Genomic DNA, 22,889 nt, shown 5'->3' on the forward strand with positions numbered 1-22,889 from the left:
GTGCCGGGGCTTCACCGGTAGCGCAGGAGCAGCATGGCGGCATCGTCGTGCAGGGGGCCGTTCACGTGCAGCAGAAGGTCCTGGCGCACGGCTTCCAGCGCGGCCTCGGCGTCGTGTTCCTTCAGGAGGTGGGCGCGCTCGGCCAAGGGATAGAAGCGGCCGTCGGCGTCGCGTGCCTCGGTGACTCCGTCGGTGTAGAGGAGGAGCTGGTCGCCGGGACGGAAGTCGGTGCGGTACGCCTCCGGCGGCGCCGTACCGTGCGCGTGCAGGCCGAGCGGCAGTGCGTAGACGGTCGGTTCGGGCCAGGTGACCGAACCGTCGGCGCGGACCAACAGGGGTGCTGGATGGCCGAAGTTGAGGAAGGTGACCTCCTCGGCCCTCACCTCGGCGAGGACGGCGGTGACGAATTTCTCCCCTTCGATCTGCCGCTCTATGGACCGCTCCAGCCTGCGCCCCACAGCGGCCAAGTCGGCTTCCTCCGGGGCGGCTTCGCGGAAGGCTCCCAGCACCACGGCAGCGGTCTCCACCGCCTCCAGCCCCTTGCCCTGTACGTCGCCCACCATGACCCGTACGCCGTGGGGTGAGGCGACGACCTCGTACAGGTCGCCGCCGATGCGTGCCTCGGCGACGGCGGACATGTAGGAGACGGCCGCTCGGATCTGCCCGGCCAGCAGCGGAACCGGTTTGAGCAGGACCCGCTGGGCTGCTTCGGCGATCGAGCGGACGTTGGCGAGTTCGACCTCCCGTTTCTGGCGCATGGACACGGCGACAAGTCCGGCCGCGGTGACGCCTACGACGGAAGCGAAGGTCATGTAGCCGCGCCGTGCGTCGAGCAGGTCGTTGTACCACCCGAGTCCGGCGCACAGCAGCAGGGCGATGACGCCGATGCAGGCGGTGCGCCGCCAGCCGCCCACGAGCGGGGCGAAAGCGGGCCCCAGCGACACCAGCGGCAGAAAGCCCACCCCAGGGCCGGTGCCGATGTCGACAGCGGTGACTAAGGCCATCATGGCGAAGGGCAGCACCGACAGCACTGTCAGACGACCATTCTTCACCGGCATATCGGACTCCCCTCGCGTCAACGCACTGGCCGCGGCCCCACGACGTCGGACGGCGGAGCCCTTCAGACCTACCACGGAGTCGGCTCCATCGTCATAGACGCATTTCTCCCCTTACCGCACGAGAGGGACACCTCGTGAGTGTTCCTGTCCCGTGTCTCGGTTTCCGCGCTGTCGAGTGCGGATCTCACGCAGAGACATGACGACGGCCGCGAGGTTGAGAGGGAAGGCGATGGCGTTGGCCAACTGAGGGATGTCGAAGGCGCGCAGGAGACTGGCGGCGAGCGCGATCAGGAAGAGGGACAGCGGGAGGTATCTACGCCAAGGGGGAAGGTCCCGCATCCGGGCAACCGTGAGCGAGCACCAGAGCGTGAGGCAGAAGACCGTGATGCCCACGGCAGCGATTGCGATCAGCATGAGGAAAAGTATCTCTGATGGGGGCAGCGGTAACTCGCCCGCAGGTGGCGCAGGTCAGAGCGCCGTCACAGGCACGAACGAACTGTCCTGGCGGAAGATGTCCGTGCCGTCCGACGGGTCCACCCGCAGCTCGTAGTCGTAGTGCCGCAAGTAGTGGCCCGGGTAGTTGTACGACTCGAAGCGGACGGAGCCGGAGGCCGTGCCCGTCCGGGCGATGTACGTGGCGTCCTCGGCGAACACCGACGAGCCGTCGTTCGGGTCGAAGCGGGCCCGGAAGTCCCAGTGCCGCAGATAGTTTCCGGCCGCGTTCCGGAACGAGAAGCCGTTCGAGTCGGCGAGACCCGGAACCACCGTGAACGTCGACGCCTGCCTCTCCGCCGCGGAACTGGAGGAGCTCACCACGGCCAGGTTGAGCAGGGATGACTGCTCCTGCCAGTGGCGGGTGGAGAAGTTGGCGGAACGGAAGGAGCGGGTGACCCCGGTGGGCAGGCTCGGGCCGCCCGACACCGTTTCCCTGATCACTGTGAAGTGCCGGGCCGTGCCCGAGATCCCCGGCAGTTTCTTCGGCGCCGTCCAGGTGGCGAACGTGTCGTAGCTGTCGCTGTAGTAGTAACTGCTGTCGCCGTAGCCGTCGAAGAAGATCCGCCAGCCGCCGTTGTCGAGTTGGATCAGCGCCGGCCCCTCACGGGTGCCGCCCCAGCCCGCCCAGTTGCCCGTCCTGTGGATCGTGTACGGGCCGTTCAGGCTGGAGGCGGTGGCGTACTCGATGTACTTCGTCGTCTCGTTCTTCGGGAACGCGTGGTACGTCGAGCCGATCCGCACGATGAACGTGTCGATGTGGTTGGCCCCGATCCCGGACAGGGCGACCGGTGAACTCCACGCGGTGAGTGCGGAGTTGGTGGCGCGCAGGCGGTACGGGGTGAAGATCCACTCGTCGTTCGTGGTCGAGCACGACACGATGACGTTCACACTGCCGTCGCTGTCGACGAACCATTCGGGCGCCCACGCCCGCGAGAGGTTCGCGATCGGGACCGTGTAGTCGTACAGGAACGTCCAGTTGACCCGGTTGGAGCTGCGCGCGAAGCCGATCGTCGTGCTGGGGTCCTGCCAGGTGTGCGTGGTGTAGGTGATGTAGTAGTAGCCGTCCGTGTGCTTGAGGACGCTGGCGTCGCGGATGCGGTTGCTGGGCGGCGTGTACGCGGAGGACTGGACGAGCCTGAAATCGGTCGCGTCGTCGGACTGGTAGACGTTCACGGTGCCGTCGTTGCTGTTGAGGAACGGCACGATCGTGTAGCGGGTGGCGGACCCGTTCGGTGGCGCGGCGGCCAGGGCGGTGCCGTGCATGCCCGGCAGTTCACCCAGGACGAGCGCCGAGGCGGGCAGCGCGGCCATGGCGCGCAGCAGGGTGCGGCGGGACGGCGTGAAGGGACGGTCGGGTCTGTCGCGGTCGGCGGTGGTCATGTCGCGGCTCTCCTCGGTGCGGCTGGGGCCCGGCTCACTGTGTGTAGAAGGTGGCGTCGGCCCGGTCGGTGGCCGTGCTCAGGGCCTGGACGCCCAGCAGGTAGTCGTAGTGGCGGATGTAGCGGCCCGGGTAGTTGGACGACTCGTACGAGACGCCGGCGGAGTCCGCGAGGCCGGCCCGCGCGGTGAACGAGGCGTCGCCGCGGAACTGCGTCGTCCCGTCGTCCTTCTCCACCCACACCTCGAAGTTCTTGTGCCGCAGGTAGTAGCCGGGGAAGTTCGCCGACTCCAGCGAGACGGTGCCGCTGCCGGCGAGACCGGTGACCACACGGAACTGCGAGTCGGCCAGCGGGGAGACGCTCGCCTCGACCCTGGCGCGGTACTCCCAGTGCCGGATGAACCGGTCGGGGAAGTTGTACGACGACAGCCGGACCGGCGTGAGACCGTCGGCGACCGGGATGCCGAAGTCGGGCGTGCCGTCGGCCTTCCAGTACAGCTTCTGGACGCGGGTACGGCGGTTGGGGTCGTTGAGCGGGTCGCCGCTGATGTCCTTGTAACTGCGGTCGTGATACACGAGGACGTCCGACTCGCCGTCCTCGGACACCGTGAACGAGTTGTGCCCGGGACCGTACTGGCTGGTGGCGGCGTTGCTCGCGAAGACCGGGCCCGCGGTCTTGGTCCACGACGAGGCGTTCAGCAGGTCCGTGGAGGCGGACGCCGTCAGCAGGCCCATGCAGTAGTTGGCGTCGGTGGCGCTCGCCGAGAAGGTCATGAAGACCTTGCCGTTCCGCTGGATCACGGCCGGGCCCTCGTTGACCCGGTGGCCGATGGTCTCCCACGAGGCGGTCGGCGTGCTGATCCTGACCGGAGTGCCCGTGATGGTCCAGGGGTTCGACAGCTTCGCCAGGTAGAGGTTGGTACCGCTGCCGACGGCCGGGTCGTTCTGCGCCCAGCACAGGTAGCGCGACCCGCTCACGACGAACGTCGTCGCGTCCAGGGAGAAGGTGTCGAGCGGCAGCGCGATACGGCCCTTCTCGGTCCAGGCACCGGTGAGCGGGTTGGCGGCGGTGCACTCCAGCACGTACGGCCGGATCTTCCAGACGTCGTTCGCGGCGCCCGCGGCGAAGTAGACGTACCACTTGCCGTCGATGAAGTGGATCTCCGGGGCCCAGATGTGGGCGCCCATCTCACCGGTCGCGTGCTTGGTCCAGATGGTGGTCTCGGTGGCAGAGGAGAGGCCCTGGATCGTGGTGGCGCGGCGCAGCACGATCCGGTCGTACGCGGGCACCGTGGCCGTGAAGTAGTAGTAGCCGTCGGTGTGCTTCCAGATGTGCGGATCGGCCCGCTGCTCGGCGATCGAGTTCGTGTACGTCACTCCGGGTGAGGCGGGGACGGCGGCGCGGGCCGTACCGGCCGAGACACCGGTGACGGCGGTGGCGGCGGCCGAGCCGGCGATCATGCCGAGGACCGTTCGACGGGTGAGCGCAGGTCTCACGGGCTTCTCCCTGTGGAGGGTGCAGAGTTCACCGACAGCTGCCGGTATTTCGAACGTGGTTCGTAAGCTCGGCCAGAAGATAGGACCTGTGCATGACCACGTCAACGCTTCCGTCACCGGGGTTTCACGTAACAACGTTGAGTGTTATTCCGTTGCGGCCACGCGAAGCGCTCTGATCCACTGCACGGGACGAGACCCCAGAGGTCGCGGAGATCCCAGAGATCCTGGCGATCCCAGAGAGTGAGGAGCCGCTATGCGTCCTGCGTTCATGTCCACCCGGGAAGAAACCACACTCACTTCAAAGGACATGACGCTCGGTGCAGATGCTCAACCTGGGAATTCTCGCGCACATCGACGCAGGTAAGACCAGCCTCACCGAACGGCTGCTGCACGCCGTCGGAGTCATCGACGAGATCGGCAGCGTCGATGACGGGAGCACCCAGACAGATTCCCTCGCGCTGGAACAGCAGCGCGGTATCACGATCAAGTCCGCCGTCGTCTCCTTCGAGATCGACGATGTGACGGTCAATCTGATCGACACGCCCGGCCATCCGGATTTCATCGCCGAGGTGGAGCGGGTGCTCGGCGTGCTCGACGGCGCCGTACTCGTCGTCTCGGCCGTTGAGGGCGTCCAGGCGCAGACCCGCGTCCTGATGCGGACGTTGCAGCGGCTGCGCATCCCCACGCTGATCTTCGTCAACAAGATCGACCGCCGTGGAGCGCGGCCCGAGGAAGTCCTTCAGAACATCTCCGCGCGGCTGACCCGGGCGATCGTCCCCATGGGTGAGGTGGACGAGGCGGGGTCCCGAGTCGCCCGCTTCACGCCGTACGACGGCCACCCGCCCCGGCTCCTTGAACTGCTCGCCGAGCACGACGACGGACTGCTCGCCGCGTACGTCGACGACGAGGCGGCCGTCCCGCACGACCGCCTGCGCACCGAGCTGGCCGCGCAGACCGGGCGGGCCCTGGTCCACCCGGTGTTCTTCGGCTCGGCCGTCACAGGCGCGGGTATCGGCGAACTCATCGCGGGCGTCCGCCAGTTGCTGCCGTGCGCCGAGGGCGACGCGGACGGACCGCTCTCCGGCACCGTCTTCAAGGTCGAGCGCGGGGTGGCGGGGGAGAAGATCGCGTACGTACGGATGTTCTCCGGCATCCTGCGGACGCGGGACCGCCTCACCTTCCGGGACGGCGAGCCGGAGAGCAAGGTCACCGCGATCGACGTCTTCGAGCGCGGCTCGGCCGTCCGGGCGGCGGCCGTGGCGGCGGGGCGGATCGCGCGACTGCGGGGGCTTGCCGACGTCCGGATCGGGGACGCCGTCGGCGTACCCCGGAAGGGAGCCGACGAGCACCATTTCGCGCCACCGACCCTCGAAACGGTCGTCGTGCCCGTGCGATCCCGCGACAAGGGCGCCCTGCACACCGCGCTCACCCAACTCGCCGAACAGGACCCGCTGATCAATCTGCGGCACGACGGAATCCGCCAGGAGATCTCCGTGTCGCTCTACGGCGAAGTGCAGAAGGAGGTCATCCAGGCCACCCTGGCCGACGCGTTCGGCCTCGACGTCACCTTCCGTGAGACCACACCCCTCTGCGTCGAGCGGCTGACCGGCACCGGTGCGGCCGTCGAGTTCAACAAGAAGGACGGGAATCCCTTTCTCGCGACGGTCGGACTGCGCGTCGATCCGGCGCCCGTCGGTTCCGGCGTGGAATTCCGGCTGGAGGTCGAACTCGGCTCGATGCCGTACGCGTTCTTCAAGGCCGTGGAGGACACCGTGCGGGAGGTGCTGACCCAGGGCATCCATGGCTGGCAGATCCCCGACTGCACGGTCACCATGACGCACTCCGGGTACTCGCCCCGGCAGAGCCACGCCCACCAGAGGTTCGACAAGAGCATGTCGAGCACGGGCGCGGACTTCCGCGGGGTGACGCCGCTGGTGCTGACGGCCGCGCTGCTGCGGGCCGGCACCCGTGTGCACGAGCCGCTGCACCGCTTCCGGCTGGACGTCCCGGCGGACACGCTCGGCGCGATCCTGCCCGTGCTGGCGAAGCTGCGCGCCGTACCGCGGTCCACCAACACGCGTGGCCCGGTGACCGTGCTGGAGGGATGGGTGCCGGCGGCACAGGTGCACCGGCTGGAGCAGCGGCTGCCGGGGCTCACTCGCGGTGAGGGCGAGCTGGAGTCCGTCTTCGACCACTACGCCCCCGTCGCTCCCGGTGCCGTACCGGAGCGGGCTCGTACCGACCACAACCCGCTCGACCGGAGGGAGTACCTGCTGAACTTGAGCAGGCGGGTGGTTACCTGACCGGGTGGGGCGGAAGGCGAGTAACTCTCTTGAGTAATAAGAAACTTACTCAAGAGTCAGGTACTATTGACGCTTCGCGTGGTCGTTGCGACGGTAGTGAACATGTCGAATGTGGTGGCCATGTCAAGACTGCGAACGCGTTGGCTCGGTGTCCTCGTCCTCGTCACCGGCTTCCTGACCACGGCGGGCTCCCAGCCCGCCACCGCTCTCCCCGACGAACTCTGGTTCGACGCCCCGGCCGCGGCCACCCTCACCGTCGAGAACGGCCGTTTCACCGACGGTCTCGGCCGCGAGGTCGTCCTGCGCGGCTACAACGTCTCCGGCGAGACGAAACTGAAGGAGAACAACGGCCTGCCCTTCGCCTCGGTCGCGGACGCCAGGAAGTCCGCGACCGCGCTGAGGGCGCTCGGCGGCGGCAACTCGGTCCGCTTCCTGCTCTCCTGGGCGTACGCGGAGCCCGTGCGCGGCCAGGTGGACACGGCCTATCTGGCCGCCGCGACCGACCAGATGCGCGCGTTCCTGGACGCGGGCATCCGTGTGTACCCCGACTTCCACCAGGACCTCTACTCCCGCTGGCTGTTCGACCCGGACAGCTGGTACACCGGCGACGGCGCCCCCAAGTGGGCGGTCGACCTCGGCGACTACCCCGACGAATACTGCGGCATCTGCCCGTTCTGGGGTCAGAACATCACCTCGAACGAGGCCGTGAAGCAGGCGACGTACGACTTCTGGCACAACGAGTACGGCCTCCAGGACGCCTTCCTCGACACCGCCCAGAAGACCATGGCGTACGTGAAGCAGAACCTCACGGCGACCCAGTTCGCGGGCGTCGTCGGCTTCGACCCGTGGAACGAGCCGCACGCGGGCACCTACGACACGGGCCAGACCAGCCGGGCGTGGGAGAAGGACGTCCTGTGGCCGTTCTACGTCAAGTTCCGCGCCCGTATGGACGCGGCGGGCTGGCAGACCAAGCCGGCCTTCGTCGAGCCGAACCTCTTCTGGAACGCCAACCTCGACTTCCAGAAGCAGGAGGGCGGACTGCTCGACGCGGGCACGATGGGCCCGCGCTTCGTCTTCAACACCCACTTCTACGACCAGAAGGCCATCTCCGGCGTCTTCATGTGGGGCAAGGCGGAGGACGGCCAGTACGCCGGCGACTTCGGTACGGTGCGCGACCGGGCCTCCGCCGCCGGGACGACCGGGATCATCAGCGAGTTCGGGCACCCGCTCACCGGATCCGTCTCCGACAAGGCGCCGACCGTCTACAAGGCGATGTACCAAGCCCTCGACTCCCGGGTGAAGGGAGCGAACTGGTGGTCGGACCCGGCGGGCTCCGGCCCCGTCCTGTCCGGTTCCCAGTGGCAGTGGGACATCTACAACGGCCGCCACCGCGAGCTGATGAACGACAACCCGGACAAGGCGCAGACCGAGGGCGACGCCTGGAACGGCGAGGACCTGTCCGCGGTACGCCTCGACGACTCGGGCAAGGCCGTGCTGCGCCAGGACGCGCGGCTGCTGGACCGCGTCTACCCGAGCGCCACCGCGGGCCGCTCGGTCGCTTTCACCTACGAGGACCGGTCACGGGACGGCTCCACGACACTGACCTGGAACCCGGTGCCGAGCTCTCTGCCGAACGTCAGGCAGCTCGTGGGCTCGGGCCAGTACGCCCTGCTGGTGTGGCGCTCCGACGGCAGCTCCGAGCCGACGGAACTGCACCTCCCGGCGTCCTTCCCGAACGCGTCGACCACCGTGGTCTCCGACCTCGGCACGACGGCGAGCCCGCCCGCGTACACCCGCACCACTCCGATCGCCACCGCGGCCGAGCCCGGCGGCACCGGCAGCCGCCGGCTGCTGCTCACCGCCGCCGACTCGGGCACGCTGCACTACGCCCTGGTCACCAACGGCGCGACAGCCCCGTCCGCGTCGCTGCTGAGCGCGGCGCGGACGGAGCTGTCGTCGTGGACGGCCTCGGAGTTCAACCAGTAGGCCGCTGAAGGTGAAGGTGGATCAGTCGGCGGCCGGCCCCGTCCAGTTGGCAGGCACGTGTGCCAGACGGACACGCTGGGGGTGGTCGCCGACAGCCACGGACACGGTCTTCTTGCCGGTGGCGAAGTCGATCGCCGTGACCTGGTCGGCACCGCTCTCGGAGATCACACAGGACTTGCCGTCACCGCTGACGGTCGCCCAGTACGGCTTGGAGGCGGTGACGAGCGGGCCCTCCTGGAGGGTGGCGCGGTCGACGACGACCGCGTAGTCGTCCATCGTGCCCGCGACGCACAGCTTCTTGCCGTCGGGCTTCATCGATATGCCGTGGTGGCGTGAGTCGTTGACCCAGGTGGTGCGGTCCGTGCTGGTCGCCGGGTTCTTCGGCAGCTCCTTGGTACGGGTGATCTTGTCCGTGGCGATGTCGTACTCGAAGAAGCCGTTGAAGAACGACACCTGGAAGTACAGCTTCGACTCGTCCGGGCTGAACGTGGCCGGGCGGACCGCGTCGGAGTAGTCGGTGAGGCCGATCGCGTCGAGCCGCTCCCGCATGTCGATGACCTTGACCTGCTTGAAGGTGGCCGCGTCGACGACCGTGATCTTGCGGTCGCCCTTCGTCCAGTCCAGCCAGGGCTCGTCGAGCGCGGTGGTCACGTCGCCGATCCCCATGTTCCAGATGTACTTGCCGTCGCTCGTGAAGATGTTCTCGTGCGGCTTGTCGCCCGTGCCGAACGAACCCACCTGCTTGCCCGTGTTGATGTCCAGCACGTGCACGGTGTTGGAGGTGGACGCCGAGACGGCGACCCGCTTTCCGTCGGGGGAGACCGCCATGTGGTCGGCGCGGAAACCCGACACGGGGAAGCGCCAGTTGATGTCGCCCGAGGCCACGTCGATCGAGACCACATCGGCGAAGCTCGGGCGGGAGACCACCATCGACGTGCCGTCGGGGGTGGAGTACATGTCGTCGACGAACTGGTCGTGGCCCTCGCCCACGCTGTTGCGGATGGTCATGAAGGCGATCCACTTGATCGGATCGGCGTTGATCTCCGCCATCCGCTCGTCCTTGTCCGGAATCACGTTGATCCGGCCGATCTTGGCGAAGTCGCCCGAGGACTTGATGACGTCGGCGGTGCCGTCCCAGTTGTTGCCCACGAACATCACCTCCCGGAGATCGGCGGAGGCGGCCGGGGCGGCCGACGCGGATGCCGTGGCTCCCGCGGTGAGGGCGAGGGCGGCGGCAACCGCGCACAGGTGACGGGTTCTCATACGACGCGTTCCGGAGGCGGGCATGGGTCGTTCCTCCTGCTCGGTGGGGGTACGGCAAGGCGGCTCTTGGTGGCGCGAAGTCTGAACACGCCACCGTTCAGAATGAACTTACTGGAAAGTAAGGAAGGGGTGGCCGTCAACACAAGACCGCGGACACGACAAAATTGAGCGACGGCCGAACCGGATCCGATGGCCGTCGTGCGTGAGAGGGGAACGGGGTGGCGGGCAGGCTCAAACAGCCGACCGGTCGTTACGGGGGCAGGTCCGCCGAGGAGCGCCAGGCAGAGAGACGTCGCCGCTTCCTCGACGCCGCTCTCCAGCTCTTCGGCGACAGCCCGGGGTTCCGTGGCACGACCGTGGCGGGGCTGAGTGAGGCGGCGGGCCTGTCGACCCGTCAGTTCTACGAGGAGTTCCGCACCCTGGAGGACGTCCTGGCCGCGCTCCACCTCCAGGTCAACGACTGGGCGGAGGAGGCCGCGCTGGCCGGGCTCGCCGCCGCGGACGGGCAGTCGATCACCGTGCGTGCCACGGCGGCCTTCCGCGCGTACGCCGCCAACGTCACCGGTGACCCGCGCCGGCTGCGCATCACCTTCATCGAGATCAACGGCGTCAGCCCGCGCCTGGAACATCAGCGCCTGGAGCGCCGTGCCCGCTGGGTCGACTTCATCTGCGGGGAGGCGGCCGCGGCGGCCGAACGGGGCGAGGCGGCCCAGCGGGACTACCGCATCGCGGCCGCCGCCTTCATCGGCAGCGTCAACGGCCTGCTGCACGACTGGCAGGCGGGCTGGGTGAACGCGAGCCTCGACGAGGTGGTCGAGGAACTCGTACGGCTGCTCCTGGGGATACTCCGGCCGCCGGGGTGGAAGGTGTGCGACGGGCCTGCGGACTCCGGTCCCTGACACACGGACGAACTCACCGGCGCGCGACGGTCAGGCGGAGGCGGCGACGCGCTGCACCGCTGCGAGAACCGGCGCCACCGCGTCCTCGCCGCGGACGCGCTCGGCGAGACTCCGTGCGCGCTGCCGGTACGAGGAGTCGGCCGTCGCCTCCCGCAACGCCCCGGTCAGCGCCCCGGCCGTGAGGCCCCGCAGCGGCAGGGCCTGGGGTGCCACTCCGAGCGCCACGAGCCGGGCGGCCCAGAAGCCCTCGTCGAACTGGATCGGTACGGGCACCGCCGGCACGCCCGCGCGCAGGCCCGCCGCGGTCGTGCCCGCGCCTCCGTGATGGACCACCGCCGCCATGTGCGGGAACAGCAGCGAGTGGGGCACCTCACCGATGGTGAGCATGTCGTCACCGTCACCGCGCAGTTCGCCCCAGCCCCGCTGGATCACCCCGCGCAGCCCGGCCGCCCGCAGCGCCCGTACGACCTGACCGCTCAGCCGCTCGGCGTCGGGCACGGTGGCGCTGCCCAGGCCCACGAAGACCGGGGGAGGGCCGGCGTCCAGGAAGTCCCGCAGCTCCGGCGGCAGTTGACTTTCCCGGTCGTACGGCCACCAGTAGCCGACGACGTCCAGCCCGGCCCGCCAGTCGCGGGGCCGGGACACCACCAGGGGGCTGAAACCGTGGAGCACGGGCCAGCCCCGCCGTTCATGGGCCTTGCGGACGGCCCCGAGACCGGCCCGGGGCAGAGCGAGCCGAGCCCGCAGATCCCGTACCGTCTCGGCGAAGACCCGCTCCACGGCCAGGGTCACGCCGTGCCCGGCCGCCCGGTTCAGCACCGGTCCCCAGGAGCGGGTGCCGGTCATCGGCGGGGCGAACTCGCTGGTCGGGGCCAGTGGTTGCAGGTACACACCCATGCTCGGCAGGGACAGCCCCTCGGCGACGGTGTGCCCGAGCGGCACCAGGGCTCCGGACAGCAGCAGCACGTCACTGGCGCGGGCGGCGGCCAGGACGTCGTCGGCCATCTGCCCGGCGAGCCTGCGGGCCATCTCCACCACGCGGACCAGTTTTCCGGCGCCCGTGGTGCTGTGGTGCAGCCCGCGTCCGCGCTCCGACTCCAACTCGGCCCGCGGATCGACGGGCAGCGCGTGGAACCGCACCCCCGACCCCTCCACCAGCGGCTCGAAACGCCCGTGCGTCACCAGGGTGACGTCGTGTCCGGCCCGCGCCAGCCCGTGCCCCAGCCCGGTGTACGGGGCCACGTCACCCCGTGAACCGGCCGTCATGATCGCTATCCGCACACCGGTCAGTATGGCGGCGTACGTGCGACCGTGTCCGGCTCGACGGGCGGCACGTCCGAAAGAGTGCTTCGGGTTTCCGAAACGGGTCGGGACATGAGCTTCGGGACATGAGCGAAGAGCTCGCGCCCCGTCGGTTCAGGCGGTGGCGAGGAACTGGGTGGCGGCCAGTTCGGCGTACAGCGGGTCGGCGGTCACGAGTTCCCGGTGGGTGCCGACCGCCCGTACCCGGCCCGCGTCCATGACGACGATGCGGTCGGCCATCGTCACCGTGGACAGCCGGTGCGCGACGACGAGGACCGTGGTCGTCCGGGCGACATCGGCGACCGTGTCGCGCAGTGCCGCCTCGTTGACCGCGTCGAGCTGCGAGGTCGCCTCGTCGAGGAGCAGCAGACGCGGGCGGCGCAGCAGGGCGCGGGCGATGGCGACGCGCTGGCGCTCGCCGCCGGAGAGCTTGGTGCCGCGATGCCCAACGAGGGTCTCCAGCCCCTGAGGCAGCTTCGCGACCAGTCCGTCCAGGCGCGTCGTCTTCAGTACGCGGGTGAGCTCGGCCTCGGCCGCCTCCGGGTTGCCCAGCAGCAGGTTGTCCCGCAGCGAACCCGACAGCACGGGCGCGTCCTGCTCCACATAACCGATCGCGGACCGCAGGCGGGACAGCTCCCAGTCGGTGACATCACGGCCGTCCAGCGTGATGACGCCCGCCTCGGGGTCGTAGAACCGCTCGATGAGGGAGAACACCGTCGTCTTGCCCGCGCCGGACGGACCCACGAACGCGGTCATGCCCTGCGCCGGCACCGCGAAGGTCACACCGTGGTGGACGTACGGAAGGTCCTCGGCGTACCGGAAGCGGACGTCCTCGAAGGCGAGCGCGGCGGGCTCGGCGCCGGGGGAGGGCAACGGCGCGGGCCGGGACACCGGTTCGGCGGGCAGCCGCTGCGCCTCCTGGATGCGGGCGAGCGCGGCCGCCCCGGTCTGGTACTGGGTGAGGGCGCCGACGACCTGCTGGATCGGCGACATCAGATAGAAGACGAACAGCAGGAACGCGACCAGGGTGCCCACGTCGATCGCGCCCGTCGCGACCCGGCCCCCGCCCACCGCGAGCACCGTGATGAAGGCGATCTGCATCGACAGCCCGGCCGTGTTGCCCGCCGCCGCCGACCACTTGGCGGCCCGCACGCTCTGCCGCCACGACTCCTCGGCCGCCTCGTGGATCCTCTCCTCCTCGCGGTGCTCGGCACCGGACGCCTTGATGGTGCGCAGCGAGCCGAGAATCCGCTCCAGAGAGGCGCCCATCGCGCCGACCGCGTTCTGCGCCTCACGGCTGGCACGGTTGATGCGCGGCACGATCACACCGAGCACGGTGCCCGCGACCAGGATCACACCGACGGTGACGGCCAGCAGCACCGGATCGACCAGGCCCATCAGCACCACGGTCGCGACGAGCGTGAGCCCGCCGGTGCCGAGGCCCACCAACGAGTCCGTCGTGACCTCGCGCAGCAGCGTGGTGTCCGAGGTGATGCGGGCCATGAGATCGCCCGGCTCGCTCCGGTCCACGGCGGCTATCCGCAGCCGCAGCAGATACGACGACAGGGTGCGCCGCGCCCCGAGCACCACGGACTCGGCGGTGCGCCGCAGTACGTATGCCCCCAGCGCGCCGATGGCCGCGTTGGCGATCACCAGTCCCGACATGAGGAGCAGCGCCCCGGTGATGGGCCGGTCGTGCGACAGGTCGTCGATCAACTCCCGCGCCACCAGCGGCAGCGCGAGTCCGCTGGCGCCGGTGGCCAGTGCCAGCAGCGCGCCCAGCAGCAGCGTCCACCGGTGCGGTCGTATGTACCCGAGCAGCAGCCGCCACGCGGGCTGCTGCTCGGTCTCTGTCTCCTGTGCGCTCACGTCGCTCCTCGCGAGGGAGTGGGGCGGAGCGTTCAGGCTACGTGGGGTACGGGGCGCGGCCGAAGTGGTTTTGTGAACGGAACCGTCTCTTCGCGGCCTCTCGGGCCGCCGTTCCCGGCCCTCCGCAGTGATCCACATCCCCTACCGATCAGTCACACGTAGGGTCGGTAGCGAACTACCGACCGACGGAAGGGCCCACCATGGCGCAGGAAGTACGCGGGGTGATCGCACCGGGCAAGAACGAGCCGGTGCGGATCGAGACGATCCTCGTACCGGATCCCGGACCCGGCGAGGCCGTGGTGAAGGTGCAGGCGTGCGGCGTGTGTCACACCGACCTGCACTACAAGCAGGGCGGCATCAACGACGACTTCCCCTTCCTGCTCGGCCATGAGGCGGCCGGCGTCGTGGAGTCGGTCGGCGAGGGCGTCACCGATGTCGCGCCCGGAGACTTCGTGATCCTCAACTGGCGTGCCGTGTGCGGCAACTGCCGGGCGTGCCGGCGCGGAAGGCCCTGGTACTGCTTCGCCACGCACAACGCCGAGCAGAAGATGACCCTCGCCTCGACCGGCCAGGAACTCTCCCCGGCCCTGGGTATCGGCGCCTTCGCCGAGAAGACGCTCGTCGCGGCCGGACAGTGCACCAAGGTCGACCCGGCCGCCTCCCCGGCCGTGGCCGGACTGCTCGGCTGCGGCGTGATGGCCGGCATCGGCGCCGCCATCAACACCGGCAACGTGGGCCGGGGCGACAGTGTCGCCGTCATCGGCTGCGGCGGTGTCGGCGACGCGGCCATCGCCGGGTCCCGGCTGGCCGGCGCCGAGAAGATCATCGCCGTCGACATCGACGACCGGAAGCTGGCCACCGCCAAGAGCATCGGCGCCACGCACACCGTCAACTCCCGCGAGACCGACCCCGTCGAGGCCATCCGTGAGCTGACCGGCGGCTTCGGCGCCGATGTCGTCATCGAGGCGGTCGGCCGCCCGGAGACGTACCAGCAGGCGTTCTACGCCCGCGACCTGGCCGGCACGGTCGTCCTGGTCGGCGTGCCGACGCCGGAGATGAAGCTGGAGCTGCCGCTGCTGGACGTCTTCGGCCGCGGTGGCGCCCTGAAGTCGTCCTGGTACGGCGACTGCCTGCCGGACCGCGACTTCCCGATGCTGATCAACCTGTACCTCCAGGGCCGACTGGACCTGGAGGCGTTCGTGACCGAGACCATCCAGCTCGACGAGGTGGAGAAGGCGTTCGAGCGGATGCACGCCGGTGACGTCCTGCGCTCGGTGGTGACGCTGTGACCGACGCGCGCATCGAACACCTCGTCACGTCCGGCCAGTTCACGCTCGACGGCGGCACGTGGGACGTCGACAACAACGTGTGGATCGTCGGCGACGACCGCGAGGCGATCGTCATCGACGCCGCCCACGACGCGGACGCCATCGCCGAGGCGTTGGGGGACCGGCGGCTGCTGGCCATCGTGTGCACCCACGCCCACAACGACCACATCGACGCCGCGCCCGCCCTGGCCGAGCGCACCGGCGCCAAGATCTGGCTCCACCCCGACGACCTGCCGCTGTGGAAGCAGACCCACCCCGACCGCCTCCCCGACAACCGGCTGGCCGACGGCCATGTCATCGAGGTGGCCGGCACCGAGCTCACCGTCCTGCACACCCCGGGCCACGCCCCGGGCGCGGTCTGCCTCCACGACCCCGGCCTGGGTACCGTCTTCACCGGTGACACCCTTTTCCAGGGCGGTCCGGGCGCCACCGGGCGCTCGTACTCCCACTTCCCGACGATCATCGACTCGATCCGTGACCGGCTGCTCGTGCTCCCGCCCGACACGGTCGTCCGTACCGGACACGGCGAGTCCACGACGATCGGCGCCGAGGCACCCCACCTCGAGGAGTGGATCGCCCGCGGGCACTGACCGACCCGCGTACGAGCCGAGCCGTACGACCCGGGGCAGGGGCCGGTCCGCCGCGAAGGCATGGCGGCCCGGCCCCGGCCCGGAGGACGCCTCGCTCATCCCGGACGGACGCCCCACTCGTCCCTTACGTACGCCCCACTCGTCCTTGACGTACGCCTCACCTGGCCGTCACGCTCGACGCGACCGGCAGCAGCAGGGCCGTGACGTTGTCGTGCCCGCCGGCCTCCAGGGCGTACCCGACGAGGGCCCGTGCCTCGACCCGCGGACCCTCGCCGCCCGCCCCCGCGCGCCGGACCACCGCCCTCAGCCCCTCCGCGTCCGGCAGGTACCGCCACAGCCCGTCCGTGCACAGCAGCAGCCGGCCGGGACACGGCGGCCGGTAGCTCCGGACGTGCGGCGCCGGCTCGTCCGCGTCGGCGCCCAGCCACGCGGTCAGGGCTTCGAGGCCGCCCGTGTCGTCCTCGGTGAGCGCCGCCCCGGGACCCTCGTCCGGCAGCCAGTAGGCGCGGCTGTCGCCGACGGAGGCACTCCAGATGCCTTCCGGTCCGACGACGCCGGCGACATAGGTACAGGCCGGTGCGACGGCGGCTGTGACGTCCCGGCGGTCCGCAGCGGCACCGGCGACCCCCGCGAGGGCCGCGACCGCTCGGTGCGCACGCACCGCGGCCCCGACGAGCGCGACCTCAGGCAGCACACCCGAACTCAGTTGCTCGACAAGGAAGTTGCTTCCCACGTCGGCCGCCACCCGGGCGGCTCGCTCTGACCTGGGAGACAGAGTCACCCCGTCGCAGACAACCCCCACCGTCCACGCCCCGGTCGCGACCAGCGCCATCGCGTCCGCGTTGACGCCCCGTCGCAGGCCCCGGTCGCTGATGCCCGCCGCACCGCCCTCCGCCGTGATCTCCACATGCGCCCGGAACCCCGGCTGGGCGGCACCGCAGTTCCAGCACTGCCCGTCCGGGGCGACCGTTCCACCGCACTCGACACAGTCCGCACTCTCGCTCATCGGTCACGCATCCTGGCAGAGCCGCGGAGTTCTCCGGGCCGCCGGTACGGGATTCCCCGACCACCGGCATGGCGCCAGGAAACTCCGAAGCCGTCAGGAAACTTCGACGTCATCGGGAAACTCCGAAGTCGTCGTCGGGAAACCCGACAGAAGATGTCCGGTTTCCACGACACCCTCGAAGAGACACCGGTTCCGGAGCCGGTGTTCGTCAGGGTGGCGGTTCAGAGGCACGGGAGGTCGGACATGGCAAGGCCGTTGGAGAGCAAGGTCGCACTGGTCGCGGGGGCGACGCGCGGGGCGGGGCGCGGGATCGCCGTGGAACTGGGGGCCGCCGGGGCCACCGTGTACGTCACCGGCCGCAGCACCCGCGCACGGCGCTCGGAGTACGACCGGCCGGAGACCATCGAGGACACCGCCGACCTCGTCACCGCGGCGGGCGGGCACGGGATCGCCGTACCCACCGACCACCTGGACCCGGACCGCGTCCGTGCGCTCGTGGACCGTATCGACGACGAGCAGGGGCGCCTGGACGTCCTCGTCAACGACATCTGGGGAGGCGAACTGCTCTTCGCATGGGACACCCCGGTCTGGGAGCACGACCTCGACAAGGGCCTGCGGCTGCTGAGGCTTGCCGTCGAGACGCACGCGATCACCCTCCACCATGCCCTGCCCCTGTTGCTGCGCAGGCCCGGCGGCCTGGTGGTGGAGATGACCGACGGCACCGCCGAGTACAACCGCGACACCTACCGCAACTCCTTCTTCTACGACCTCGCCAAGTCGTCCGTCCTGCGCATGGGCTTCTCCCTGGGGCACGAAGTCGGCCCGCGCGGCGCCACCGCCGTGGCCCTCACCCCCGGCTGGCTCCGCTCGGAGATGATGCTGGAGACCTTCGGCGTCACCGAGGACACCTGGCGGGACGCCCTGGAGCAGGTCCCCCACTTCTGTATCTCCGAGACCCCGCACTATGTCGGCCGGGCCGTCACCGCCCTGGCCGCGGACCCCGACGTCGCGCGCTGGAACGGCGAGTCGCTCTCCAGCGGTGGCCTCGCCCAGGTGTACGGCTTCACCGACCTCGACGGCAGCCGCCCCGACGCCTGGCGCTACATCGTCGAGGTCCAGGACGCGAACAAGCCGGCGGACGCGACGGGGTACCGCTGACAACCGTCAGGCGGACGGCCGAGCAAGTACGTTCGGCGCATGAATCCGATGAATCGGTCCATGAATCGGTCCATGAACCCGGCGCATCCGAAGAAGCATCAGAAGCATCAGACGCATTCGGACAGCCCGATGAAGCGCTTCGACGGGTACGGGGTCCTCATCACGGGCGCGGCCCGTGGTATCGGCGCGGCCACCGCCCGGCGGCTGGGGGAGGAGGGCGCCCGCGTGCTCGTCACCGACGTGGACCTGGACGCGGCGGAGAAGACGGCCGCGGACCTGCGCGAGCGCGGGCTCACGGCCGAGGCGTACAGGTGCGACGTGGGCGACCGGTCGTCGGTGGAGGCGGCCGTCGCGTACGCCGTGGACGCCTTCGGCTCGCTCGATGTTCTGGTCAACAGCGCGGCCTGCTGCACGCCCGACGTCCCGCTCTTCGAGGACGGGCCCGACGAGGTGTGGGCGCGCGACATCGACCTCACCCTGACCGGCGCCTACCGCTGCTGTCGCGCGGCGCTCCCGCACCTGGTGGCCTCGGGGCGCGGCGCGATCGTCACCATCGGTTCCGTGAACGGCATCCAGGACTTCGGCAACCACGCCTACAGCGCCGCGAAGGCCGGGCTGATGTCGCTGACCCGCACCCTCGCCGGGCACGCGGCGCCGCGCGGGGTCCGCGTCAACCTGGTGGCGCCGGGCACGGTCCGCACCTCGGCGTGGGAAGGCCGCGACACCGCACTCGACGCGGTGGCCCCGGCGTACCCGCTGGGGCGGGTCGGGGAGCCGGAGGACATCGCGGCGGCGGTCGCGTTCCTCGCCTCACGGGACGCGGCCTGGATCACGGGGACGACCCTGTGTGTGGACGGCGGTCTGCTGGCGGTCAACACCGCGTTCCATCAGGCGATACGACCACTGCCGTGACGGACCGCGGTGAGGTCGTGCGACGGCCCGGACGGACTGCCGGGCGGCACGTCGGTCGGGGCGGGGCAACCGGCCGGATAGAACTGTGCGTACCAGCGGCGCAGCGCCTTGATTCCCTTCTCGTGCGGAAGCAGGACGGGGCGAGCCTGGTGGATCTTGTGGTCCCAGATCCGGACCTCCTCGCGCACCTCGTCCAGGGCTTCCATGCGGAAGACCAGCTTGAGCGCGGGCGCCAGGAACGGGAGGCGGGACGGCTTGCGGACGTAGTACAGCATCCGCATCTCGCTCGTGCGGTCGTCGACGGGGGTGGTGAGGGCGACGGCGGTCACCGACAGGACGGGACCGTGGGCACGGACCACCATGACGCCCGGCCCGTACATGAACGCGTCGAAGGTGTTGTCGATGTCCCGGCCGAACACGCGCCGGCGGATCCGGCCGCGGACCTCGGCGAAGGGGCCGTCCGTGCGCAGGTCCTGGACGGGCGGCTCGCTCTGACCGTGGATGAAGTGGAAGTGGGACTCGTCCACGATGTTCTCGCGCATCTCCTGGATGTGGATGCGCGCCCGGCAGGTGTCGTCGATGGGTTCGGTGAAGTCCCTGGATGAGGTCTCGGGGATGTCGGGTACTTCCCACGGCGGCTCACCCGGGCCGGTGTAGACGAACACGAGCCCGCTGTGCTCACGGACCGGGAAGCCGCCGATGGACACCTTGGGGGTCCGGACCGCGAACGGTGCCTCCACGCACCGGCCGTCCGCACCGAAGCGCCACCCGTGGAACGGGCACTCCACGGTGCCGTCCACGACCTTCCCGCCGGCTCCCAGGTGCGCGCCGTAGTGCGGGCAGTGCGCGTCCCGTACCGCGGGCCGGCCGTCCGCCCCTCGGAAGGCGATGAGGGCACGTCCGAAGTAGTGCAGGCTGACGACCCGGCCCGGCCGTAACTCGGTGCTGCGGAGCACGGCGTACCAGCCGTATGGGACGGACGGCATCGGGTACTGGTCGGCTCGCGCATCGCGAGGTAAGTCGGGCAGGTTGTCGGGGTTGTCATGGCTACGACGAAAGCGCATGTCCCGATGCTAACGACCTTGTCGAGTACCGGTCTTCGGACGTGTTCGACTCGGAGGGCGAGGTCGTTAGCATCGGGGAGTACACCGGCCGGATCTGCTACGAGGTGAGGGGGCGCCCGCACTTCCTGGTGAAGGCGACCAACGGGGAACAAACGGAGGGCCGCAGGGCGTGCAGCACGACGAGGAGTCTCATGCGCAGACGCGCACGGTCACACACACGGCAGAACCTCCCGAAGCCCGCCAAGCACCGGCTCGCCACGCATCGGCTCGCCCCGTACCGGCTCGCCCCATCTCGGGCCAGATCCTTGCCTTCGCCCTGGTCGGTGTGGTCAACACCGCGACCTATTACGGCCTTTATCTGCTGTTCCTGATGCGCCTGCCGTATCTCGCGGCCCACCTTCTCGCCTTCGCCCTGAGCATGACGGGATCGTTTTTCCTGAACGCGCGGTTCACCTACCGCACGCGCCCGACCTGGCGGAAATTCCTGCTGTTCCCCCTGACCAACGCCACCAGCTTCCTGATCACGACGGCAGGCATGTACGTGATCGTCGGCGTCCTGCACGCCGGCAGTCGGCTCGCCCCGCTGCTCGCCTCCGGAGCGGCGATTCCGGTGACGTTCGCGGTGTCCCGGACGATCATGCTGCGGGGCGCCGAAGCCGCCGGGGCCAGTGGGGGCGGCTCGCCGACCTGAGGGTCACCCGTTTGGAGTAGTCGCCGTCGCGGTGCCCGTCACCCGAATGGGAGGCTCGGGTGTGGGAGACCGCGGGGAGGTCCACGCATGTGCCACTCAAGCGATGTGCCTGGTCAGAGGCCAGGAGATGAGGTCGTCGAGGCCGTGGCCGAGTTGCGGGACGACGCATCGGCCGACCTCCTGACCGGGTGGTGTGCCGAGCGCGGCATTCGCGTGCTGCCCATGGCGGCGGGGGCACTGCTCACAGCTGAGTGGCAGCGGCTGCTGGACGCGTTCGGCGCCCGTGCGTCCGACTGGTCCAGGCCGCAGACACTGCCCGTGCCGCCGGAGCTGCGCACCGTCGTGCGGAGCGTCACGGTCGTCGCGCCGCCTTCCCTGCACTCTCCCGGCCACTGATCCGTTGATCAACCGGGCGGCCGCCCGCCCGGCCGCCATCGGGAGGAAGTATGACCCTGCCACCCTTCGCGCAGAACAATCAGCCGCCTCCGTCGACGGTCTTCGGCTATGTATCGGCCCGTTCCCGCGAGGGGGCGCCGATGGCCGAAGCCGGCACCTTCGAGTCCGCCGTCCCCTTCCGGGCAGACCAGAGCACCCGGAACTCCGCCCGCGGGATCGCGGAGGCGGCCGGGCTGACCGTGACGGCCGAGAGCGAGATGGGCCTGACCGTCAGCGGACCGCCCCAGGCGTTCGAGGAGCTGACGGGCGGCCGGATCGAGTCCTACGACGCCCTGCAGCAGGTCGAGTCCGGCAGGGTCCGCTACGTCACCCACCTGGACATCGTCGGCGAGGGCCAGCCCGAGGACCGCGCCGTGGGCGCCGTACCGGGGGCCGACGCCATCGACGCGGTGGTCCTGGAGCAACCGCGCGCACCGCACCGCTTGTTCCCGCCCCCGCAGCCGCCCAGCGTGGCCAAGTTCCACCTGCGACTGCCCGGGGACGTGGCCATGCTGGTCGGGGCGACCGCCGCGCACCACGACGGTCAGGTGGGCAGTGGTGTGCCGGTCGCCATGACCGACACCGGTCAGTTCGCACACCCCTACTTCACCCTGCACGGCTATGACATCCGGCCTGCCGTCGTACTCGAACCGGGCACCAATCCGGCTGAGGACCCCGTCGGCCACGGCACCGGTGAGTCGGCGAACATCTTCGCCGTGGCGCCCGGCGCGACCTTGCGGCCCTACCGCGCCAGCAACAGCAACGGGCTGCTGACCAGCGCCGTCGCCGCCTTCGTCAGGGCCAAGAGCGACCTGCTGGCCGACAGCGACAGCCCCGGGGTGATGACCAACTCCTGGGGCGGCGACGATCCGTACCCGCCGCCCGGACCGCCGCCTGCGGCTGCCCGCGTATGGGCCCTGGAGATCCGCGACGCCGTCGAGCGGAACATCACGGTCGTCTTCTCCGCAGGCAACGGCCAGTTCAGCATCGAGGCGCAGGTGCCGGGCGTCATCGCGGCCGGCGGCGTCTTCGCCGGTCCCGGCCTCGACCTTCAGGCTTCGGACTACGCCAGCGGCTACGTCAGCCCCTGGTTCCAGAACGTCACGGTGCCCACGGTCTGCGGACTGGTCGGGAAACTGCCGCGGGCGCAGTACCTGATGCTGCCCGTTCCGCCCGGCTGCGAGATCGACATCGAGGAGAGCCAGGCAGGTGACGGCTTGGTGCCGGACCCCGGCGACGGTACCCGGCCGGACGACGGGTGGGCGCTGTTCTCCGGGACATCGGCGGCTGCCCCACAGGTCGCCGGGGCGGCAGCGGTCCTTCTGGGCGCCCAGCCCCGTCTGACGCCCGGGCAGGTGGCCGAGGCACTGGCCGCCACTTCCACCGACGTCACCGTCGGCCACGGACACCCTCGGTTCGGTAACCAGGCCGGACCCGGTTTCGACGCGGCCACCGGGCCCGGGCTGATCAACGTCAGCGCCGCGCTCGCCTACGCTCGCCAGCACTTCTGAGGCCGTAGACACATCGGACACACATAGGACACACATCGGACCGCGACCTTGCCGGCCCGCACGGCCCGCACGGCCCGCACGGCCTTCAACGGGCGTGCGGGCCGCTCGAATCGGCCGCTCACGGTGACCGGGCCGTCGCGGCGC

19 protein-coding genes are annotated in these 22,889 nt (G+C 70.0%); 10 read left to right on the forward strand and 9 right to left on the reverse strand.

Going from position 1 to position 22,889, the window contains the following annotated elements; all coding sequences use genetic code 11:
• Nucleotides 1-11: 11 nt before the first annotated feature.
• The 4 genes from E0500_RS27050 to E0500_RS27065 form a co-directional block, all read right to left on the reverse strand.
• On the reverse strand, nucleotides 12-1,058 hold the full coding sequence (locus E0500_RS27050) for a PP2C family protein-serine/threonine phosphatase (RefSeq protein WP_131557561.1): 1,047 nt from the start codon (nucleotides 1,056-1,058) through the stop codon (nucleotides 12-14).
• A gap of 111 nt (nucleotides 1,059-1,169) precedes the next feature.
• Nucleotides 1,170-1,472, reverse strand: a complete 303-nt coding sequence (locus tag E0500_RS27055; RefSeq protein WP_131557559.1) for a hypothetical protein — start codon at nucleotides 1,470-1,472, stop codon at nucleotides 1,170-1,172.
• Between the two features lie 54 nt (nucleotides 1,473-1,526).
• The gene (locus E0500_RS27060) at nucleotides 1,527-2,933 is read right to left on the reverse strand and encodes an AbfB domain-containing protein (protein WP_131557557.1); all 1,407 of its coding nucleotides are present in this window, start codon (nucleotides 2,931-2,933) and stop codon (nucleotides 1,527-1,529) included.
• Nucleotides 2,934-2,967: 34 nt separating this feature from the next.
• On the reverse strand, nucleotides 2,968-4,392 hold the full coding sequence (locus E0500_RS27065; protein WP_131557801.1) for a family 43 glycosylhydrolase: 1,425 nt from the start codon (nucleotides 4,390-4,392) through the stop codon (nucleotides 2,968-2,970).
• 353 nt (nucleotides 4,393-4,745) lie between these two features.
• On the opposite strand from E0500_RS27065, the gene E0500_RS27070 reads away from it, so the two are divergent.
• Nucleotides 4,746-6,731, forward strand: coding sequence for a translation factor GTPase family protein (locus tag E0500_RS27070; RefSeq protein ID WP_181587145.1), 1,986 nt, complete (start codon nucleotides 4,746-4,748; stop codon nucleotides 6,729-6,731).
• 120 nt (nucleotides 6,732-6,851) lie between these two features.
• Nucleotides 6,852-8,717, forward strand: a complete 1,866-nt coding sequence (locus E0500_RS27075) for a cellulase family glycosylhydrolase (RefSeq protein WP_131557555.1) — start codon at nucleotides 6,852-6,854, stop codon at nucleotides 8,715-8,717.
• 21 nt (nucleotides 8,718-8,738) lie between these two features.
• Here E0500_RS27075 and E0500_RS27080 read toward each other — a convergent pair whose 3' ends face one another.
• A complete protein-coding gene (locus E0500_RS27080) occupies nucleotides 8,739-10,004 on the reverse strand; it encodes a YncE family protein (protein WP_131557553.1) in 1,266 nt (421 codons plus the stop codon).
• A gap of 194 nt (nucleotides 10,005-10,198) precedes the next feature.
• Between E0500_RS27080 and E0500_RS27085 the strand changes: the two genes are divergently transcribed.
• Nucleotides 10,199-10,879 (forward strand): TetR/AcrR family transcriptional regulator, encoded by a 681-nt coding sequence (locus E0500_RS27085; protein WP_131557551.1) that lies wholly within the window; start codon nucleotides 10,199-10,201, stop codon nucleotides 10,877-10,879.
• 30 nt (nucleotides 10,880-10,909) lie between these two features.
• On the opposite strand, the gene E0500_RS27090 is transcribed toward E0500_RS27085, so the two are convergent.
• Nucleotides 10,910-12,145 carry a glycosyltransferase gene (locus E0500_RS27090; protein WP_131557797.1) on the reverse strand — a complete coding sequence of 412 codons (1,236 nt, stop codon included), beginning with the start codon at nucleotides 12,143-12,145 and terminating at the stop codon, nucleotides 10,910-10,912.
• A gap of 150 nt (nucleotides 12,146-12,295) precedes the next feature.
• Nucleotides 12,296-14,050: an ABC transporter ATP-binding protein gene (locus tag E0500_RS27095; RefSeq protein ID WP_131557549.1), complete on the reverse strand. Its 1,755-nt coding sequence runs from the start codon at nucleotides 14,048-14,050 to the stop codon at nucleotides 12,296-12,298.
• Between the two features lie 200 nt (nucleotides 14,051-14,250).
• Between E0500_RS27095 and E0500_RS27100 the strand changes: the two genes are divergently transcribed.
• Nucleotides 14,251-15,339 carry an S-(hydroxymethyl)mycothiol dehydrogenase gene (locus tag E0500_RS27100; protein WP_131557547.1) on the forward strand — a complete coding sequence of 363 codons (1,089 nt, stop codon included), beginning with the start codon at nucleotides 14,251-14,253 and terminating at the stop codon, nucleotides 15,337-15,339.
• Nucleotides 15,336-15,968, forward strand: coding sequence for an MBL fold metallo-hydrolase (locus E0500_RS27105; RefSeq protein ID WP_131557545.1), 633 nt, complete (start codon nucleotides 15,336-15,338; stop codon nucleotides 15,966-15,968). Before E0500_RS27100 ends, E0500_RS27105 begins: the two co-directional genes overlap by 4 nt.
• Nucleotides 15,969-16,125: 157 nt before the next feature.
• Here the strand turns inward: E0500_RS27105 and E0500_RS27110 are convergent, their stop codons facing one another.
• Complete coding sequence (locus E0500_RS27110; protein ID WP_131557543.1) at nucleotides 16,126-16,974, reverse strand: PP2C family serine/threonine-protein phosphatase; 849 nt, start codon at nucleotides 16,972-16,974, stop codon at nucleotides 16,126-16,128.
• A gap of 243 nt (nucleotides 16,975-17,217) precedes the next feature.
• On the opposite strand from E0500_RS27110, the gene E0500_RS27115 reads away from it, so the two are divergent.
• Nucleotides 17,218-18,132, forward strand: coding sequence for an SDR family oxidoreductase (locus tag E0500_RS27115; protein ID WP_131557541.1), 915 nt, complete (start codon nucleotides 17,218-17,220; stop codon nucleotides 18,130-18,132).
• A gap of 129 nt (nucleotides 18,133-18,261) precedes the next feature.
• Entirely contained in the window at nucleotides 18,262-19,044 is a 783-nt protein-coding gene (locus tag E0500_RS27120; RefSeq protein WP_131557539.1) for an SDR family NAD(P)-dependent oxidoreductase, read from the forward strand.
• Here the strand turns inward: E0500_RS27120 and E0500_RS27125 are convergent.
• Nucleotides 19,020-20,108, reverse strand: a complete 1,089-nt coding sequence (locus E0500_RS27125) for a Rieske 2Fe-2S domain-containing protein (RefSeq protein WP_258572945.1) — start codon at nucleotides 20,106-20,108, stop codon at nucleotides 19,020-19,022. The two genes, E0500_RS27120 and E0500_RS27125, sit on opposite strands and share 25 nt — an antisense overlap.
• A 289-nt stretch (nucleotides 20,109-20,397) precedes the next feature.
• On the opposite strand from E0500_RS27125, the gene E0500_RS27130 reads away from it, so the two are divergent.
• From E0500_RS27130 to E0500_RS27140, 3 genes are all read left to right on the forward strand, one after another.
• Nucleotides 20,398-20,799, forward strand: coding sequence for a GtrA family protein (locus E0500_RS27130; protein WP_131557795.1), 402 nt, complete (start codon nucleotides 20,398-20,400; stop codon nucleotides 20,797-20,799).
• Nucleotides 20,800-20,886: 87 nt separating this feature from the next.
• Nucleotides 20,887-21,195: a hypothetical protein gene (locus E0500_RS27135; RefSeq protein WP_131557533.1), complete on the forward strand. Its 309-nt coding sequence runs from the start codon at nucleotides 20,887-20,889 to the stop codon at nucleotides 21,193-21,195.
• A gap of 50 nt (nucleotides 21,196-21,245) precedes the next feature.
• Nucleotides 21,246-22,745 carry a S8 family serine peptidase gene (locus E0500_RS27140; protein ID WP_131557531.1) on the forward strand — a complete coding sequence of 500 codons (1,500 nt, stop codon included), beginning with the start codon at nucleotides 21,246-21,248 and terminating at the stop codon, nucleotides 22,743-22,745.
• Nucleotides 22,746-22,889: the final 144 nt, after the last annotated feature.

Origin of the sequence: Streptomyces sp. KM273126 (genome assembly GCF_004337435.2) — a bacterium.
GTDB classification, from domain to species: domain Bacteria; phylum Actinomycetota; class Actinomycetes; order Streptomycetales; family Streptomycetaceae; genus Streptomyces; species Streptomyces acidicola.

Coding starts and splice junctions, on each gene's coding strand:
- E0500_RS27140 (WP_131557531.1), top strand. CDS start 21,246: ATGACCCTGCCACCCTTCGCGCAGAACAATCAGCCGCCTCCGTCGACG.
- E0500_RS27110 (WP_131557543.1), bottom strand. CDS start 16,974: ATGAGCGAGAGTGCGGACTGTGTCGAGTGCGGTGGAACGGTCGCCCCG.
- E0500_RS27100 (WP_131557547.1), top strand. CDS start 14,251: ATGGCGCAGGAAGTACGCGGGGTGATCGCACCGGGCAAGAACGAGCCG.
- E0500_RS27050 (WP_131557561.1), bottom strand. CDS start 1,058: ATGCCGGTGAAGAATGGTCGTCTGACAGTGCTGTCGGTGCTGCCCTTC.
- E0500_RS27125 (WP_258572945.1), bottom strand. CDS start 20,108: ATGCGCTTTCGTCGTAGCCATGACAACCCCGACAACCTGCCCGACTTA.
- E0500_RS27120 (WP_131557539.1), top strand. CDS start 18,262: ATGAAGCGCTTCGACGGGTACGGGGTCCTCATCACGGGCGCGGCCCGT.
- E0500_RS27060 (WP_131557557.1), bottom strand. CDS start 2,933: ATGACCACCGCCGACCGCGACAGACCCGACCGTCCCTTCACGCCGTCC.
- E0500_RS27115 (WP_131557541.1), top strand. CDS start 17,218: ATGGCAAGGCCGTTGGAGAGCAAGGTCGCACTGGTCGCGGGGGCGACG.
- E0500_RS27135 (WP_131557533.1), top strand. CDS start 20,887: ATGTGCCACTCAAGCGATGTGCCTGGTCAGAGGCCAGGAGATGAGGTC.
- E0500_RS27075 (WP_131557555.1), top strand. CDS start 6,852: ATGTCAAGACTGCGAACGCGTTGGCTCGGTGTCCTCGTCCTCGTCACC.
- E0500_RS27055 (WP_131557559.1), bottom strand. CDS start 1,472: ATGCTGATCGCAATCGCTGCCGTGGGCATCACGGTCTTCTGCCTCACG.
- E0500_RS27065 (WP_131557801.1), bottom strand. CDS start 4,392: ATGATCGCCGGCTCGGCCGCCGCCACCGCCGTCACCGGTGTCTCGGCC.
- E0500_RS27080 (WP_131557553.1), bottom strand. CDS start 10,004: ATGCCCGCCTCCGGAACGCGTCGTATGAGAACCCGTCACCTGTGCGCG.
- E0500_RS27090 (WP_131557797.1), bottom strand. CDS start 12,145: ATGACGGCCGGTTCACGGGGTGACGTGGCCCCGTACACCGGGCTGGGG.